Below are 17,115 nucleotides of genomic sequence, written 5' to 3'. Positions count from 1 at the left end.
GTAGGTTCGCGGCGTGAAGCAGACGTCCCGCGAGCAGGTCGAGCACACCCTGGCCCGTATCGCCGAGATCGACCCCCACATCCGTTCCGTGTGCACTCTCGACCCCACGGCGCTGGACCAGGCCGACGCCTGCGACCGCGAGGCGGCCACCGGGGTGCGGGGCCCGCTGCACGGCCGGCCGGTGCTGGTGAAGGACAACATCGACACCGCCGGGCTGGCCACGACCGCCGGGTCGCTCGCGCTGGCGGCGGCCGACCCGCCGGCCGCCGACGCCCCGCTCGTACGCCGCCTGCGCGCGGCCGGGCTGGTCGTCGTCGGCAAGGCCAACCTCAGCGAGTGGGCCAACTTCCGCGACGACGAGTCGACCTCGGGCTGGAGCGGCTACGGCGGCCTGACCCGCAACCCCTACGCCCTGAACCGCTCGGCCGGGGGCTCGAGCTCGGGCAGCGGCGCGGCGGTCGGTGCGGGCCTGGTGCGCCTGGCCGTCGGCACCGAGACCGACGGCTCGATCACCTGCCCGGCGGCGTTCAACGGCTGCGTCGGGCTCAAGCCCACCGTCGGCACCGTCTCGACGCGCGGCGTCGTGCCGATCGCGGCGTCGATGGACTCCCCCGGCCCGATGACCGCGACCGTCGCCGAGGCCGCCGCCCTCCTCACGGCCATGGCCGAGACCGGCGTCGACTACGCCGCGCACGCGGTCGAGGGCCGCCTGGCCGGCAAGCGGATCGGCGTACCGCGCGCCCCGTGGTGGGGCTACTCCGCCGGCGCCGACGCCGCGGGCGAGGAGGCGCTGCGCCTGCTCTCGGCGGCCGGCGCCGTCGTCGTCGACGACGTCGACCTCGGCGCCCTGGCCACGGTCGGCTGGGACGACGAGCTCGCGGTGATGCTCGCGGAGTTCCCCGCCGGCCTGCTCGACTACCTCGCGACCCGCACCGGTGACACCCCGCGCACCGTGGCCGACGTCATCGACTTCAACCTGCGCCACGCCGACCGCGAGCTGTCGCGCTTCGGGCAGTCGCTGCTCGAGCGGGCCCTGACCGTGCCCGGCGTCAACAGCAGCGAGTACGCCGCCGCCCTGGCCCGCTGCCGCCAGGTCTCGCGCACCGACGGCATCGACCGCGCACTGGCCGCGCACGACCTCGACGCGCTGCTGACCCCGGCGTACGCCCCGGCCCCGCCGATCGAGACCGCTGACGACGAGCTGCTCGATGCCGGGTCGTGCTCGCAGCCGGCCGCCATGGCGGGCTACCCGCTGCTCACGGTGCCGGTCCAGCTCGCGGACGGGCTGCCCGTCGCGGTCGCGTTCTGGGGCACCGCGGGCAGCGAGCCCACGCTGATCGAGGCCGCCGCCGGCCTCGAGGCCGCCCGTGACCGCTCGCTCGGTCCGCTCCCCGCGCCCGACCTGGTCGCGGGTCAGGACCTGCCGGCGGGCTGAGGCTCCCTGCTCTCGACCACGAACGACCAGGAGATGGTCGTGCTGCCGTCGCCGGTGGCCCCGCAGGAACACTCGCCGATCCTCGACCTGAACTCGTAGGTGTCGGTGCCCTCGACCTGCCACCGGCAGGCGGTGGGGGTGCACCCGTCCAGCGCGGTCGTCGTGGCGTCGGAGCTGGCCAGCCTCGCCTGGTCGGGCGACCACCAGTAGCTGTTGGCCGCCAGGTTCTCGAGGTTGAGGTAGTAGACGTCGCTCTGCCACGGCTCCCAGCCGCACGACGCCGACCCGGAGTAGGAGTCCCGCAACGGCACCCGGGGGTACTCGTTGGCGTAGTCGGTGTCCCACGCCCCGAGCGACCACCACCACCACGTGTCGGTCCAGTCGCCCACCGGCAGGTCGTTCCAGCCGTAGCTGTAGTCGAGCAGGTCCGCCTGAAGTCCCTGGTCGGCCAGCGGGGCGGTCGCCACCCCGGACTGCCAGAACGCTCCCCCGAACTGCACCGGCCCGACGGTCTGCTGGGTCCAGGTCTCGCTGCAGCCGTAGCCGCTCCAGTGGTAGCCCTGCTGCGCGTCGTAGCTCCAGGAGTCGAAGACCATGGGCGCCTGCAGGAAGTCGCGCACGTCGGGGTCGCTGGCGAAGCGCGGCACCCAGTCACCACCGCCGTCGGCCACCCGCAACGACGCGGCGCTGGTCTCCGACGAGGTGGAGCTGTACGACGTCTCGGGGTCGGAGTCGTCGCAGTAGCCGTCGTTGTCGCACCCGCCCGACCAGCTCGACGAGACCTGCACCGAGCCGCTGGCGATGCGGTACTCCGCCGGGGCGCAGGTGCTGGGATAGGTCCAGGGGCTGCTGCCCCAGTCGGCGCTGCCGTTGAGGAACGGGACGTCCAACGACGTGGTGACCTCGTGGTCGCCGAGCCACGCCTTGGCCTCCAGCCCCACGCTGACGCTGCGCTGGGCGCTGACCTCGAGGCAGTTCTGCCCGAGGACCGCGGTGGCGTGGGCGTCCAGGGCCGTGAACGTCGCCTGCGCCCCCACCAGGGCACCGGCCTTGGGGTTGCCGCTGCCGATGCCGATCTCGATGACGGCGCCGATGTTGAGCGACAGGTCGCCGGCCACCGTCACGTCCGCGTGCGGGTCGATCGAGGTGACCAGGCGCCCGTCGATGTAGTCGTCGCCGCCGAGCCCGAAGTAGCCGTCGAACTCCGCACCGAGGCTCGCCGTGACCCCGACGCTCTCGTGCACCGTGCCGCTGACCCCGACCGACCCGGTCGGCTGGGCGGTGAGGACCATCGGCACCGGACCGGCCATGAACCAGATGGCGAGCTTGGGGAGGTCGAGCTCGCAGCCGGCGCTGCCCTCGATCGTTGCGCTGGCCTCGAGGTTGGCCACCACCCCGAACTCGCCGTCGAACGACGCCCCGACCGGGATGTTCTTGCCGAAGATCTCGGTCGTGGTGAGTGTGGCGTGCAGGTCGCCGTACGGGTCGAGGTCGCGGTCGATGGCGAGGGTGCCCTCGACACCGCTGTCGCAGGAGATGACGCCGCGGTCCGCGTCAGGTCCCCGCGCACCGGGCCCGGCCGGCCCGAGCCGCCGGCCCGGCAGCGACGCGAAGCTGGGCACGTCGATGTCGAGGTAGTCGAACGCGTCCGCGAGCCCGGCCGGCACGAGCGCGACCGATCGACCGTCGGCCGCGACGCTGCTGACCTTGCCCAGGTAGCCGGTCGGCAGGTCGGTGTCGGGCGGGAGCACCCAGCTCTGGCCGACCACCGGAGTGCGGCCCGCCGGCACGGAGACCGTGACCCGACCCGCGGCCGCACTGGTCACGACCTGGTCTGGGTCGGTGATCATCACCGTGGCCGGGTCGGTCACCACGGCTGCCGTCTCGCCCGAGACGACGACGGGAGGCGGGGTCACGACCGTCGACACCGGCCCGACCCAGCTGCTCGACCCGGGCGACTGGGCGAAGACGGAGTAGGTGACCGTCTGGCCCGCGATCACCTCTGTGTCGGTGGCGGTGAGGCCGTCGACCGGGACCGCGCTCCCGGCCGTCGCCGACGCCGGCGCGACCGTGCCGGGTGCCCGGCGTACGACGTAGACGGCGCCGTCCGCCGGTGCGGTCCAGGCGAGCTGAACCCGGGTCGGCTCGATCGCCGTCACGTGGAGGTCACGCACCGAGGGCACCGCGCTGTAGGCGACGGTCGCCGTCGCCGTACCCCCCGGGGCCACCGAGAGCACCGCTCTGTCGGCGATGCCGGCGTAGAGCGCTGACTCGCCGACCACGTCACGGGGCGCCACGCGCCAGCTCCCGGCCGGGACCGAGAGCCGCACGGTGGCAGACGTGCCCGCGGGGGGCTTGGTCGCGACCCGGGACTGGCTGCCCGACTGCAGGCCCACGGTCCCGGGCACGCCGTCGGGGGCGTCGATGACGAGCACGAGGGTCCCGGTCGACGCCTTCTTGGTGTAGCTGACGGTGAGCGCGCTGGTCCTGCCCGCACGGACCTGGACGACCTGCCTGGTCGACGAGCCGGCGTAGAGGGCCGAGCCGGCGCTGACCTGCTGCGGGGACACGCGCCACCGGCCCACCGGCACCTGCATGCGCACCCGGATCGTCGTGCCGCGGGCCGCCTTGGTGAACGTCCTGGTCTTGCCCGCTGACGTGAGCCGCACCTTGCCGGGCACCCCCGCCGGCGTCCTGATGGTCATCACCACGGTCCCGACCTTCGGCACCGCGGCCCTGGGGATCGGACCGGCGGCGGTGGCGGTCAGGTGGGTCACGCTGACCAAGGCCGTCAGCAGCGTGAGAGCGACGGCCCTGCTGAGCCAATGCCGAACGTCCATGACAGCCCCCCGTCATCACGTACCAGCTAGGCCCGAGAGGCGCGTGTATGTGACGAACGTAACACGATCTCGTCGCGTCGGCGGTGCCTGATTTCTGCCGTCCGGGAGGGCACCGTCGGCGGACCGGGCGCGGGCCTGACCCGGGCGGGTGGGTGAGGAATGGCCGGTCGGCGGCGCCACTGCCCTACAGAGGACCCGCGGACTGCCGATCCTCTCCTTGCACGACCCGACCAGAGCCAACCGGAGGTGAGCACGATGAACCGACCACGACGAGGCCGTCCCGCGACACCCCAGGGCAGCACCGGACGCCACATCTTCGTGCTCTCCGGAGGCGGGTCTCGCGGCGGTGCGCAGGTCGGCATGCTGCGAGCCCTGATGGGCGCCGGGATCGTGCCCGACGTGCTGGTGGGGGCCTCGGTCGGCTCGCTCAACGCGGCATTCGTCTCCCGCGCACCCACCCTGGACCGGGTCGACGAGCTCGCGGGGCTGTGGCGGGGCATGAGCGGGCGGACCCTCATGGGCCGCCGACACGTCGCCGCCCTCAACGTCGCCCTGCGCCGGCCCTACCTGTTCCAGCCCACGGCGCTGCGCACGCTCATCACGACGTGGGTCGGCGACGGCCGCATCGAGGAGCTGCCGACGCTGCTGCGGATCGCCACGACCGACCTGTCGACCGGACGCGCCGCCCACCACGACGTCGGCGACCTGACCGACACGATCCTGGCGTCCGCGGCCCTGCCCGCGGTGTTCCCTCCCGTCCACCTCCCCGGCCCCGACGGTCCGAGACTCCACGTCGACGCCGGCGTCTCGGCCAACATGCCGTGGGCCGGAGCCTTCGAGATCGCCCGGCCCGGCGACACCGTCTGGGGCCTCGACGTGACGCGGACGGCGCCGCTGCGGGTCATGCACAACCCGCTCGACGTCCTCATCGCCTCCCTCGTCGCGACCGTACGCCGCCAGGAGCCGCCCGCCGCCCCGGCCGGCGTGACGGTGCGGCACCTGCACCTCGACAACGACTTCGACTGCGGTCGCGTCTTCGACTTCAGCCACACCGGCACGTTGTTCCGGCTCGGCGAGCAGGCTGCGACCGCGGCGCTGGTCGCGACGGCTGCGGCGGCCTGAGCAGCAGTCGTCGGTCGGTTGATGGTCGCGGACGTGCGGCCCCGCCTGAGTCTTGCCCCCAGTGACGTCGAATTTTCGAGTCCGGGGCACATCAATGCGCCGCGAGTGAGATAGGACCAGTCCTTGGCCAAACCTCTAGTTGCTCTCGCCTGTGGTCTCTAGCAGCGGATACTGCCAGACTCGGTCTGGGAGGTTCTCATGACCAACTACACCCGCGCGGTCTATGACCACCTGCGCACACAGGGCGTTGTGGGTGGGCCCGAGTTCAAGACCGACATCCACCCGTGGCTCATGCACGAGTTCGACCTTGGTGCCGACGAGGCGCACTTAGTCCGCGCGCGAGTGATGCGCGAACTCAAGGAACGAGGAATGGTCGAGCGCATCAATATTCGTGGCAACCTACGGATCCTGACCGAGTACTACCCGGACCCGTGCAGCGAGCCCGACGGCAAGTTCGTCGACAGTGGCTTGAGACCCGTCGAGACGTGACCCACCCTGGCAGCGGTTGACGGACCTCGCGACTACATCGGCCCCCGGACCAGGCGCGGGCGAAGCGCGTGGCCGCAATTGACGCCTAACCGGCCCTACCCCCCGACCCGCCCGGTCTCGTACGCCCACATCGCGACCTCAACGCGGTTGCGGGCGCCAAGCTTGGTCATCAGGGCGGCGACGTGGGTCTTCACCGTGCTCAGGGTGATGTGCAGCTCGTCGGCGATCTCGGCGTTGGTGCGGCCGCGGGCGACGGTGAGGAGCACCTCCTCCTCGCGCTCGGTGAGCGGCTCGATCGGCTGAGCAGGCGGGGTGGCGCGCTCCAGGCCGGCCAGCGTGGTGAGCAGGCGGCGGGTGATGGTCGGTGAGATGAGGGCGTCGCCGTTGGCGGCCGCGTGGATCGCCTGGACCAGCAGCTCGGGCCCCGCGTCCTTGAGCAGGAAGCCGCGGGCGCCGGCCTTGAGGGCGCCGTGGACGTACTCGTCGAGGTCGAAGGTCGTGATGACCACGACGGCCAGGGGGTCCTCGACGCCGGGGCCGGCGAGGATGCGGGTGGCCTCGACGCCGTCGAGGCCGGGCATCCGGATGTCGAAGAGGCAGACGTCGGGGCGCAGCTCGCGGGCCACGGCGACCGCCTCGTGACCGTCGGTCGCCTCGCCGACGACCTCGATGCCGGGCTGGGCGTTGAGGATCATGGTGAGCCCGGTGCGGATCAGGGGCTGGTCGTCGGCGACGACCACCCGGATGGTCACCGCCGCACCTCGCGCGCCATCTCTCGCGGCAGGGTCGCCTCGACGGTCCAGCCGCCGAGCGGGTCCGGCCCGGCCTGGCAGGCACCGCCGAGCAGCCTGGCGCGTTCGGCCATCCCGAGCACGCCGTAGCCCACGCTCGTCGCGGGGCGGGCGGCCTGGCCGTCGTCGTGCACACGCAACCGTACGACGTCGACGTCGCCGGTGACCTCCACGCTGATCGCCGTGGGGTGCAGCGCGTGGCGGATCGCGTTGGTGACCGACTCCTGGCAGATCCGGTAGACCGCCGTCTCCACCGGTTGCGGCAGACCGGCGAGGTCGCCGCCGCGGTGCACCTGCACGACGTGGCTCATCCGGGTCAGCTCGTCCAGGTCGCCGACGCCTCGCTGCGGCGCGTAGTCGGCCGCCTCGCCGTCGCGCAGCACTCGGACCATCGTGCGCATCTCGTACAGGGTCCGCGACGCCTCCGCCTCGATCACCGCCAGCGCCTCGACCGCCGAGGCCGGGTCGGTGGCGGCCACCGCGCGGCCCGCCTGGGCCTGGATCGCGATGGCCGACACGTGGTGCGCGACGGTGTCGTGCAGCTCGCGGGCGAGCTCACCGCGCTCGAGCGCCCGGACCTGCTGCACCTCGCGCTGGCGCGCCACCGCGCGGTAGCGCATCGCGGCCCCGAGGGCGAACGACGCGACCAGCACGGTGGTGCCGCCGATCACGTCGCCGGCGGTCTCGCTGGTGGCGAGACCCACGACGGCCGGGACGGCGACGATCGCCGTACCGAGCAGGGCCTCGGGGCCGGACGCCCAGCGGTACAGGGCGTAGGGCAGCAGCAGCAGGCTGACCATGGCGTAGAGCATCACGTCGTCGGTGTCGCCGAGCAGCATCGGCAGGTGCAGCACCATCGCGCCGCCGAAGCCGACCGCGGTCGCCAGGAGCGGGTGGGTACGCCGCCACAGCAGGGCCGGGATCACCAGGACCGCGACCACGGTGGCCAGGGGCCGCGCCGGCACGTCGGAGCGGAAGATCGCCTCGCCCGCGGCCGCGACCAGCAGCGCGCCGACCAGGGTCCAGTCCCACCACGCCCGCGGCGGCGGGTCCGGGGCACGGGGCTCGGCGAGGACCGAGCGGATCGAGGCGGCGAGCACCGCTCCAGCCTAGAGAGCGGGAGCCCTCGTCGTACGGGTCGCGAGGAGGAGCCGCGTGTCGTCCTTTCGGCCGAGTCACCGCTCCCTCGAGGGCCCGATGTACGCCGGTCCGCGCCGGGCCACCGTGGAGGCATGTCGCACCTCCTCCACCGGCTCGGCCGGTCTGCTGCCACCCGGCCCTGGCTCGCCATCGGCACCTGGGCCGCGCTCGCGCTCGTCGTCATCGCCTCCTCGGTCGCCTTCGGGCGCGACCTCGAGGAGAGCTTCGAGGCCCCCGGCCTCGACTCCTACCAGGCGGCGCAGCTGCTCGCCGAGGCCCGGGCCGACGAGGGCGGCGTCACCGCCCACGTCGTCGTCGAGGCCGAGGACGCCGCAGCGCAGGTGGCGACCGTGGAGACCGCCCTCGAGGCGCTCCCACGCGTGCTCGGCACGACCAGCGAGGTCTCGCCGGACGGCACGATCGCGCTCGTGCGCGTGCAGTACCCCACGGTCGACCGGCTCGACGCCACCGACCTCGACCACCTCAAGGACGCCGTCGCCGACCTGCGGGACGACTCGTCGCTGACGGTGGACTCGGTGGAGGCCGGTGGCGACCTGTTCTTCGCGTTCGAGGAGGCCCCCACCGGGCTCGGCGAGGTCGCCGGGCTCGTCGTCGCGATGATCGTGCTGCTGGTCGCCTTCGGCTCCTTCGTCGCGATGGGCCTGCCGATCGGGATGGCGTTGTTCGGCCTGGTCGTCGGCATCACCTCGATGAAGCTGGTGACCTACCTGATCGACATCCCGGCGTGGGCTCCGCAGCTCGCGGCCATGGTCGGGGTCGGCGTCGGCATCGACTACGCGCTCTTCCTGGTCACCCGGCACCGCGAGAACCTCGCGCGGGGGATGCCGGTCGCCGAGTCGGTCGGCCGAGCCCTGGCCACCGCCGGACAGGCGGTGATCTTCGCCGGCGGCACCGTCGTCGTGGCGATCCTCGGGTTGCTCGTCGCCGGGATCCCGTTCGTGACCGGTGGCGGGGTCGCCATCTCCGCGATGGTGCTCGTGATGGTGCTCGCCTCGATCACCCTGCTGCCGGCCCTCCTCGGCCTGGCCGGGCACCGGATCAACGGGCGCCGACGACGCGACGACGACCGCGCGCACCGGCCGAGCACGAGCTGGTACCGGTGGGGCGCCCACGTGACCCGCCACGCGACGGCGTACCTCGTGGGCGCGGCGACCCTGATGGTCGCCCTGGCCACTCCCGTGCTCGCGCTCGACCTGGGCTTTCCCGACGACGGCACCAAGCCCGCGTCGAGGACCGAGCGCCGGGCCTACGACCTGATTGCCGACGGGTTCGGCGCCGGGGCCAACGGACCGCTGGTGGTCGCGATCGACATCTCCCGGGACAGGTCCGTCGTGGGCCCGCTCGCAACGGCCGTGGCCGCCGACCCCGGCATCACCTCGGTCGCCGAGCCGACCGTCGACCCCGAAGCAGGCGTGGCGACCCTGGTGGCGCAGCCGACCACGTCGCCCCAGGACGAGGCCACCCAGCAGACCATCGCAAGACTCCGCACGCAGGTGCTGCCGACGGTGCTCGACGGCACCGCGGCGACCGCCCACGTCGGCGGCCAGACCGCCACCTTCGCCGACCTCGGCGACCGGGTGCAGGAGCGGATGCCGCGCTTCGTGGCGGCGGTGCTGCTGCTGTCGTTCCTGTTGCTGACGCTGCTGTTCCGGTCGGTGCTGGTGCCGCTGAAGGCGGTGGTGATGAACGTGCTGAGCGTCGGCGCGGCGTACGGCGTGTTGGTGATGGTCTTCCAGTGGGGCTGGGGGGCCGGCCTGATCGGCGTGGAGTCGACGGTGCCGATCGTGTCGTTCATCCCGCTGTTCCTGTTCGCGATCCTCTTCGGGCTGTCGATGGACTACGAGGTGTTCCTGCTGTCGCGGGTGCGCGAGGAGTACCGCCGCCACGGCGACAACACCGGCGCCGTGATCGCGGGGATCGCCGGCACCGGGCGCACCATCACCGCGGCCGCGCTGATCATGGTGGCGGTCTTCTCGGGCTTCGTCCTGGGCAGCGACCCGGTGGTCAAGATGATGGGCGTCGGCCTGGCCACGGCGATCCTGCTCGACGCGACCGTCGTACGCCTGATGCTCGTCCCGGCCACCATGAGGCTGCTGGGCGATGCGAACTGGTGGCTGCCGCGCTGGCTGGACCGGCTCCTGCCGCACCTGGACGCCGAGCCGGCGGGCGAGCCGGTGGAGGAGCCGGTGGGGCAGTCGGTGGCGGTGCCGTCCTCGAAGGTCGGGCCACCAGCCGGGTCCTAGGATCGGCGGCATGACCCACGAAGAGAACGCCCGCCAGAACGTCACCTTCCCCAGCAACGGCGGCCACGCCCACGGCTACCTCGCCACCCCGGAGTCCGGCTCCGGCGCCGGCGTCATCGTGATCCAGGAGTGGTGGGGCCTGGACGACCACATCGTCGACGTCTGCGACCGCCTCGCCGCCGCGGGCTTCGTGGCGCTCGCCCCCGACCTGTACGGCGGCAAGGTCGCCCACGGCACCGACGACGCCGGCGCGATGATGACCGCACTGCCCGTCGACGGCGCCGCCCGCGACCTCGCCGGAGCGGTCGACTACCTGCTGGGCCACGACGCCGTGACGTCCAAGACCGTCGGTGCGGTCGGCTTCTGCATGGGTGGAGGCTTCGTCCTCATGCTCGCCGCGCAGCAGGGCGACAAGGTCAGCGCCGCCGTCCCCTACTACGGCGTCGGCCCGGCCGTGCCCGACACCTACACCGGCCTGACCGCCGCGGTGCAGGGCCACTACGGCGAGCGCGACGACTTCTACCCGGTCGAGGACGCCAAGAAGCAGGAGGCCCAGATCCGCGAGGAGTCCGGCGCCGAGGTCGAGTTCTTCTACTACGACGCCGCCCACGCCTTCAACAACGACACCGACAAGATGGGCACCTACTCCGCCGACGACGCCGCCACGGCCTGGTCGCGCACTGTGGAGTTCCTGGGCGCCAAGGTCCGCTGACCCCTGGTCGCCCATCGGCGAGGCCCTCCGCGGCGACATCGGCGCGTTCGTCGCGCTGTCGCGGAGGGCTTCTGCGTCCGACGACCGCCGGGGGCGATGCGCACCGCCGAGCCGGTCAGGCGAGCCTGGCGACGCGGATCCGCCCTCGCATACCGATGAGCGAGGGCAGCGTCCCGCTTCGATCAGGGGAACCGGAGTGACTGGACCAACTTGTCGAACGCGTCGTTGACAGGGGCTCGCGTGCTCGCATCGAGCTTCGGCACGAAGGTCAGCGCCTGGACGTTGACGAGCGCGCTCCCCTCAGTGAGCGTCGCCATTCTCCAGTAGTTCATCGAACCATCGGTCGCCTGGAAGGACAGGGTCGCCCCAGTGCCCTCGCCGGAGTCGGCTGAGACGGGACGTAGGTTGCTCAGGTCGACGTTCTTCGCACCGGTCTGTGTCAGCTGCCGCGCCATCTGCTTGTAGGTAGCAGGGGCGTCGTAGTCACTGGAGTCCGTGCCGTCTGCCACCGTGACGGCGACTGCGACCTCATCCCCCTCGGTCTGGTAGAGGCGCAGCTCCAGAGGCTGCCCATCAGGGGCCGGCTTGGTCGTGGCAAGTGGCTCGACCTGCTGGGGAAGGGAGAACGTGAGTCCGCTCGTGTCCAATACCGTCGCCCACCCTCGGCCCGAAGGGTCGGAGGCCAAGGAGGAGGGCGAGGGCGACTGAGGCGCGCTCTTCGCCTCGGTGGAGCTCGAATTCGCACTGCCGCAGGCACCGAGAAGCATCAGGACCGAAAGAGACACGGCCGCACCCGAGAGTCGATTCACGGCCCGAAGACTAAGCGCTCAGGACGGTCCGCGTACGTGCTTCATCCGAGACATCGCGCCCGACCATGACGCCAGGAGCGCTCCGCCCGACCGTTCCGCGCTGCGGGCACGGTCATGTCGATGGCCGGGCGGCCCGCGGCGAAGCCCAGGTCCTGAGGTGGCACTCGCGGGCGTTTGGTGCCCGTGACAGCCTGAGAGCGGTCGCAACCCTGCGACGACGACCCGAAGGAGCCCCCGTGGCCAGCCCGGATGCTGCATCGAACCCGAACCCGACTCCGGCCCGGTCGGCGGCCGCTGCCTCCCGCGACGCCAAGCCGGTGCCCATGACGGGCCCCGCCAAGACCGGGGGCGACCCCTTGAAGGCGTCGGGCAAGAAGCCCGACGCCCCGCTCGCGGAGCCGCCGGCGAAGCAGGACCCGCCCACGGCTGGGTGAGGTCGGCGCAGCTGAGGGTGATGCCTGGGATCACGAGGCCGGCCTTGGCCATCGGTGGTGCCTGGCTAGCATCGCGGCATGAGTGATGCCGCACCTCGGGTGCCCCACCACACCGCCGCGCTGAGCCAGGGCGCCACGATCCCGCTGCTCGGGTTCGGCACCTGGCAGATCAAGGGCGAGGACGCCGTACGGGCGACCGCGGCCGCGCTCGACAGCGGCTACCGCCACCTCGACACCGCGACGGTCTACGGCAACGAGGGCGAGGTCGGGCGGGCCTTGGCCGAGAGCGGCGTGGCGCGCGAGGACGTGTTCGTGACGACCAAGTGCCCGCCGATGCGCGCCGGGCAGGAGCTGGCGACGCTGCGCGAGAGCCTCGAGCTGCTGCAGACCGACCACGTCGACCTGTGGTTGATCCACTGGCCCGGCGAGGGGTCGGTCAACACCGAGATGTGGCGGGCGTTCGTCGAGGCCCGCGACGCGGGCCTGGCCAAGGAGATCGGCGTCAGCAACTTCGACCCCGCGCTGATCGACGAGATCACCGAGGCGACCGGGGTCAGGCCGGCGGTCAACCAGATCGAGTGGAGCCCGCTGCTGTTCGACGCCGAGGTGCTGGCGGCACACCTGGAGCGCGGCGTCGTCCTCGAGGGCTACAGCGCGCTGCGCGGCGGCACGCTCGATCACCCCGTGATCGTCGAGATCGCCGAGCGCCTCGGCCGGACGCCGGCGCAGGTCATCATCCGGTGGCACCTGCAGCACGGGGTGATCGTCATCCCCAAGTCGGTCCACGCCGAGCGGATCCGGTCCAACGCCGACGTCGACGGCTTCGACCTGTCCGACGACGACATGGCCGCGCTCGACGCCCTCGGTGGCGCCTGAGACAGGTCAGCGCGGGTCAGGACAGCCCGACGACCGTCCCGTCGGGGAGCAGGTCGATCCGGGACGCGGCCGGTACGGCGGGCAGGCCCGGCATCGTCATCACGTCGCCGCAGACGAGCACCACGAAGCCGGCCCCGGCGGCCAGCCTGACCTCCCGCACGTGCAGGTCGTGGCCGGTCGGTGCCCCGCGCAGGGTGGCGTCGGTCGAGAACGAGTACTGCGTCTTGGCGATGCAGACGGGCAGCTCGCCGTACCCGTCGGCCTGGAGCCGCTCGATGCGCCGCCGGGCCTTCGCGTCCCACGTGACGCCGGAGGCGCCGTACAGGCGGCGGGCCACGGTCGCCACCTTGTCGACCAGCGGCAGGTCGTCGGGGTAGGTGAGGGCGACCGTCGGCGGATCGGTCCCGTCGAGCAGGTCGAGCACGCCGCGGGCCAGCTCGGTGGCGCCCTTGCCGCCGTCGACGAAGTGGGTGGCCGGGTAGGCCTTCACGCCCAGCCCGGCGACCAGCTCGACGGTCCGGGCCACCTCGGCGTCGGTGTCGGTGGGGAAGCGGTTGAGCGCGACGACGCACGGGACGCCGAAGACCTCGCGCACGTTGTGCAGGTGTCGCTCGAGGTTGACCAGGCCGCGCTCGACGGCGTCGAGGTCCTCCCGGTCGAGGTCGGGTACGTCGACCCCGCCGTGGTACTTCAGCGCCCGGACCGTCGCCACCACGACGGCGGCGTCGGGTCGCAGGCCGGACGTGCGGCACTTGATGTCGACGAACTTCTCCGCGCCGAGGTCGGCGCCGAAGCCGGCCTCGGTGACGACGTAGTCGGCCAGCCGCAGCGCCGCCCGGGTGGCGACCACCGAGCTGCACCCATGGGCGATGTTGGCGAACGGGCCGCCGTGCACGAAGGCCGGGGTGTGCTCGAGGGTCTGCACCAGGTTGGGGGCTAGCGCGTCGCGCAGGAGCACCGCCATCGCGCCGTCGGCGTCGAGGTCGCGGGCGGTGACCGGCACCTTGTCGCGGGTGTGGCCGACCACGATGTCGCCGATACGGCGCTTGAGGTCGGCCCACGACTCGGTGAGGCAGAAGATCGCCATCAGCTCGGAGGCCACCACGATGTCGAAGCCGTCCTCGCGGGGCTGGCCCCCGAGCCCGACCACCGTGTGTCGCAGCGCCCGGTCGTTGAGGTCGACGACGCGCTTCCAGTCGACCGCCGCGACGTCGAGGCCCAGCGCGTTGCCGTGGTGGAGGTGGTTGTCGACCAGGGCGGCCAGCAGGTTGTGGGCGGCGGCGATCGCCGCGAAGTCGCCGGTGAAGTGCAGGTTGATGTCGGTCATCGGCACGACCTGCGCCCAGCCACCGCCGGCCGCGCCGCCCTTCAGGCCGAAGACGGGACCCATCGACGGCTCGCGCAGGCAGGCCATCGTCCGGCGGCCGAGCCCGCGCAGGGCGTCAGCGAGCCCGACGGTGGTCGTCGTCTTGCCCTCACCGGCCGGCGTCGGCGACATGGCCGTCATGAGGATCAGCGACCCGAGCGGGCGGTCCTCCAGCGACTGCAGGTAGCGCAGGTCGACCTTGGCCTTGTGGTGGCCGTAGGGCACGAGGTGGGCCGGGTCGATCCCTAGCTCGTCCTGGGCGACTCGGGCGACGGGGCGCAGCTCCGCGGCGTTGGCGATCTCGATGTCCGACAGCACTGCGCGAGGGTAATGCGACAGGCCCCCGCCCGGACCACCCTCAGCGCATGCTCTTCTTGAACAGCGTCAGCAGACGGTACGCCGACGCGGCCGGCAGGCCGGGCACCGCGTCGCGCTCCTGCAGGAACGGGTTGAACCCGTCGGGCCTCTCGACGTCGACGGGGCCCACGTCGCGGAACCCCATCGACCAGTCGGGGAAGGACCGCTCGGTGACCGGCTCCCGCAGCAGCTCGATCACCCCCCGGTGGCGCGGGTCGGCGCAGATCGTCTCGAAGGTCGCCTCGACCTCCGACGGTGGGCCCTCGAGGGCCTGGATGATGTTGCCGCCGCTGTAGAGCAGCATGCCCGTGAGCCCGCGTCGGTGGTTGCGCGGGCGCCAGCTCTCGAGCTGCTCGAGGAGCTGGGCGCCATCGAAGAGCGTGGTGGCCGAGCTGACGTAGGTCAGGGACAACAGCGGCTCCACGGCGCCAACCCTAGGGCGTCCTACCGGTTCGCGCGCCCAGTCTTGGCGATCGTGTCCTCGACCAACGAGTTGAGCCGGGCACCGTGCGGCCAGCCGGCGTAGTGGCAGACCATGATCACGATCTCGCGCAGTGCGTCGGCGTCGAGGTCGCCGGACGACAGCGCGGCCGGCACCTGGATGCCGAGCACGTCGTGCTGGCCGGTGCCGGCGAGCATGCCGATCAGCAGCAGCCGACGGTCACGGTCGGAGAGCCCGGGGCGTTGCCAGACGTCGCCGAAGAGGTGGTCGGCGGTGTAGGCGAAGAAGTCGCCGGTGCCGTCGGTCATCTCGAAGCCGTAGACCTCCTCCATCTTCTCCAGGCCACGGCGGCGCTGCTCGGGGAGGTCGGCGAACTTGTCGGTCATGTCAGAGTCCTAGTCCGGTGCGCAGGCGGGTCAGGGCCAGGTCGGCCAGGGGCACGTCGACGCCGAGCTCGTCGGCCAGCGCCGTGGCGAAGCGCAGGTCCTTCTCGCCCAGGTCGGCGACGTGGGTGAAGACGGCGTGCCAGAAGTCGTCGGCCGCGATCGGCGCCGTCGTGTCGCGCCACATGATCGCTCCAGGGCCGCCGGTGATCGCGTCGGTGTGGCGTACGACGTCACCCAGGTCGGTCAGGCTGAGCCCGGCCGCCTCGGCGAGGCGCTGCGCCTCGGTGACGGCGGTGAAGGCCACGAAGTGCATCAGGTTGCGGGCCAGCTTCATCCGGGTGCCGGAGCCGACGGGCCCGGCGTGCACCACCTTGCTGCCCATCACCTCCAGGGCGGGCCGCGCGGCGGCGTACGCCTCGTCGGACCCGCCGACCATGATCGCCAGCGTGCCCTCGGCGGCGCCCATCGGTCCGCCGGAGACGGGGGCGTCGACCAGCAGGACGCCGTGGCGGGCCGCGGTGTCGGCGAGGTCGGCGGGCGTGGCGGGCGCGACGGTGGAGTGGATGACGACGGTCTGGCCCTCGCGACCGGCACCGAGCACCTCCCCGAGCACGTCGCGGACCTGGTCGTCGTCGCGCACCATCACGCACACGACGTCGACCGCCGCGGCCAGCTCGGCCACCGACGCGGCGGACGTGGCACCGGCGGCGACCAGCTCCTCGACCGGCGCCGCTGCGACGTCGTGGACGAGGAGGTCGAGGTCGGAGGCCGCCAGCTGCAGCGCCATCGGCTTGCCGATGTTGCCGAGGCCGACGAAGCCGACGGTGGTCATCGGGCGGAGCCCGGTCGTGTGGTCGCTGCGGGGGTTTCGAGGCTCGTCGCTAGCGCTCCTCGCACCTCAACCACCGAGGGGGTGGTCATGCGCGGAACGTCTGTCCGCCGTCGACGGCGATGATCTGGCCGGTGATCCACGAGGCCTCGTCGGACAGCAGGAACAAGCAGGCGCCGACCATGTCGTCGACCGTGCCCATCCGCTTGATCGCCAGGCTCTGCCGCACGATGTCCTTGGCCGCGTCGCCGGCCTGCACCCGCGTGGCCTCGGTGTCGGTCGGGCCCGGCGCGATGGCGTTGACCCGGATCCCCTGCCCGCCGAGCTCGTGCGCGAGCTGCTGGGTCAGGCCGTTGACGCCGACCTTGGCCAGGCCGTAGAAGCCGGAGTAGAGGTAGGCCGCGGTCGAGCTCTGGTTGACGATCGCGCCACCACCGCGCCCCGCGATCGAGCGGTAGCAGGCCCGGGTCATCACCAGGACGCCGTCCATGTTGACGCTCATGAACTTCCGGTAGTAGTCCCAGTCGACGCTGATCAGCAGGTCGAACTCCATCGTCCCGTAGATCGCGGCGTTGTTGACCAGCAGGTCGATCCCGCCGAACGCCGCCGTGGCCACCTCGACCATCGCCTCGGCCGACTCGTGCGACGACACGTCGGTGCGCACGAACAGCCCGCCGATGTCGGCTGCGACCTTCTCGCCGGCCTCGACGCTGACGTCGGCCACCACCACCGACGCCCCCTCGGCGGCCAGCGCCCGCGCGTAGGCCTCGCCGATGCCCTGCGCCGCGCCCGTGACGACCGCGACCTTGCCCTCGAACCTCAT

Annotated in this window: 15 protein-coding genes; 6 read left to right on the top strand and 9 right to left on the bottom strand. The window is 72.4% G+C overall.

Going from position 1 to position 17,115, the window contains the following annotated elements; translation table 11 throughout:
- The first annotated feature begins 13 nt into the window (after positions 1-13).
- Entirely contained in the window at positions 14-1,435 is a 1,422-nt protein-coding gene (locus FZC61_RS06785; protein WP_148613416.1) for an amidase family protein, read from the top strand.
- Here FZC61_RS06785 and FZC61_RS06780 read toward each other — a convergent pair.
- Complete coding sequence (locus FZC61_RS06780; RefSeq protein WP_148613415.1) at positions 1,414-4,275, bottom strand: fibronectin type III domain-containing protein; 2,862 nt, start codon at positions 4,273-4,275, stop codon at positions 1,414-1,416. The two genes, FZC61_RS06785 and FZC61_RS06780, sit on opposite strands and share 22 nt — an antisense overlap.
- A 255-nt stretch (positions 4,276-4,530) precedes the next feature.
- Here FZC61_RS06780 and FZC61_RS06775 point away from each other — a divergent pair, with 255 nt between their 5' ends.
- Together FZC61_RS06775 and FZC61_RS06770 are read left to right on the top strand one after the other, a co-directional pair.
- Entirely contained in the window at positions 4,531-5,397 is an 867-nt protein-coding gene (locus tag FZC61_RS06775) for a patatin-like phospholipase family protein (protein WP_170286010.1), read from the top strand.
- A gap of 198 nt (positions 5,398-5,595) precedes the next feature.
- Complete coding sequence (locus tag FZC61_RS06770; RefSeq protein ID WP_148613413.1) at positions 5,596-5,886, top strand: hypothetical protein; 291 nt, start codon at positions 5,596-5,598, stop codon at positions 5,884-5,886.
- Positions 5,887-5,981: 95 nt separating this feature from the next.
- On the opposite strand, the gene FZC61_RS06765 is transcribed toward FZC61_RS06770, so the two are convergent.
- Complete coding sequence (locus FZC61_RS06765) at positions 5,982-6,638, bottom strand: response regulator (protein ID WP_148613412.1); 657 nt, start codon at positions 6,636-6,638, stop codon at positions 5,982-5,984.
- Entirely contained in the window at positions 6,635-7,777 is a 1,143-nt protein-coding gene (locus FZC61_RS06760) for a sensor histidine kinase (protein ID WP_148613411.1), read from the bottom strand. The genes FZC61_RS06765 and FZC61_RS06760 overlap by 4 nt, the downstream gene beginning before the upstream one ends.
- Before the next feature lie 132 nt (positions 7,778-7,909).
- Between FZC61_RS06760 and FZC61_RS06755 the strand changes: the two genes are divergently transcribed.
- Entirely contained in the window at positions 7,910-10,081 is a 2,172-nt protein-coding gene (locus FZC61_RS06755) for an MMPL family transporter (protein WP_148613410.1), read from the top strand.
- Between the two features lie 10 nt (positions 10,082-10,091).
- On the top strand, positions 10,092-10,793 hold the full coding sequence (locus FZC61_RS06750; protein WP_148613409.1) for a dienelactone hydrolase family protein: 702 nt from the start codon (positions 10,092-10,094) through the stop codon (positions 10,791-10,793).
- Between the two features lie 182 nt (positions 10,794-10,975).
- Here the strand turns inward: FZC61_RS06750 and FZC61_RS06745 are convergent, their stop codons facing one another.
- Positions 10,976-11,602 carry a hypothetical protein gene (locus FZC61_RS06745; protein ID WP_148613408.1) on the bottom strand — a complete coding sequence of 209 codons (627 nt, stop codon included), beginning with the start codon at positions 11,600-11,602 and terminating at the stop codon, positions 10,976-10,978.
- Between the two features lie 512 nt (positions 11,603-12,114).
- Between FZC61_RS06745 and FZC61_RS06740 the strand changes: the two genes are divergently transcribed.
- Positions 12,115-12,912: an aldo/keto reductase gene (locus FZC61_RS06740; RefSeq protein ID WP_148613407.1), complete on the top strand. Its 798-nt coding sequence runs from the start codon at positions 12,115-12,117 to the stop codon at positions 12,910-12,912.
- 16 nt (positions 12,913-12,928) lie between these two features.
- On the opposite strand, the gene FZC61_RS06735 is transcribed toward FZC61_RS06740, so the two are convergent.
- The 5 genes from FZC61_RS06735 to FZC61_RS06715 form a co-directional block, all read right to left on the bottom strand.
- Positions 12,929-14,596 (bottom strand): formate--tetrahydrofolate ligase, encoded by a 1,668-nt coding sequence (locus tag FZC61_RS06735; protein ID WP_148613406.1) that lies wholly within the window; start codon positions 14,594-14,596, stop codon positions 12,929-12,931.
- A gap of 40 nt (positions 14,597-14,636) precedes the next feature.
- Positions 14,637-15,059 carry a BLUF domain-containing protein gene (locus FZC61_RS06730; protein WP_148613405.1) on the bottom strand — a complete coding sequence of 141 codons (423 nt, stop codon included), beginning with the start codon at positions 15,057-15,059 and terminating at the stop codon, positions 14,637-14,639.
- Positions 15,060-15,079: 20 nt separating this feature from the next.
- Positions 15,080-15,463, bottom strand: coding sequence for a carboxymuconolactone decarboxylase family protein (locus tag FZC61_RS06725; RefSeq protein WP_148613404.1), 384 nt, complete (start codon positions 15,461-15,463; stop codon positions 15,080-15,082).
- A 1-nt stretch (position 15,464) separates the two neighbouring features.
- Positions 15,465-16,295: an NAD(P)-dependent oxidoreductase gene (locus tag FZC61_RS06720; RefSeq protein WP_148613403.1), complete on the bottom strand. Its 831-nt coding sequence runs from the start codon at positions 16,293-16,295 to the stop codon at positions 15,465-15,467.
- A gap of 85 nt (positions 16,296-16,380) precedes the next feature.
- The gene (locus FZC61_RS06715; RefSeq protein WP_148613402.1) at positions 16,381-17,115 is read right to left on the bottom strand and encodes an SDR family oxidoreductase; all 735 of its coding nucleotides are present in this window, start codon (positions 17,113-17,115) and stop codon (positions 16,381-16,383) included.

This window comes from Nocardioides rubriscoriae (assembly GCF_008087085.1).
Classification (GTDB): Bacteria; Actinomycetota; Actinomycetes; order Propionibacteriales; family Nocardioidaceae; genus Nocardioides; species Nocardioides rubriscoriae.
This window is presented reverse-complemented; position numbering and strand designations above follow the sequence as displayed.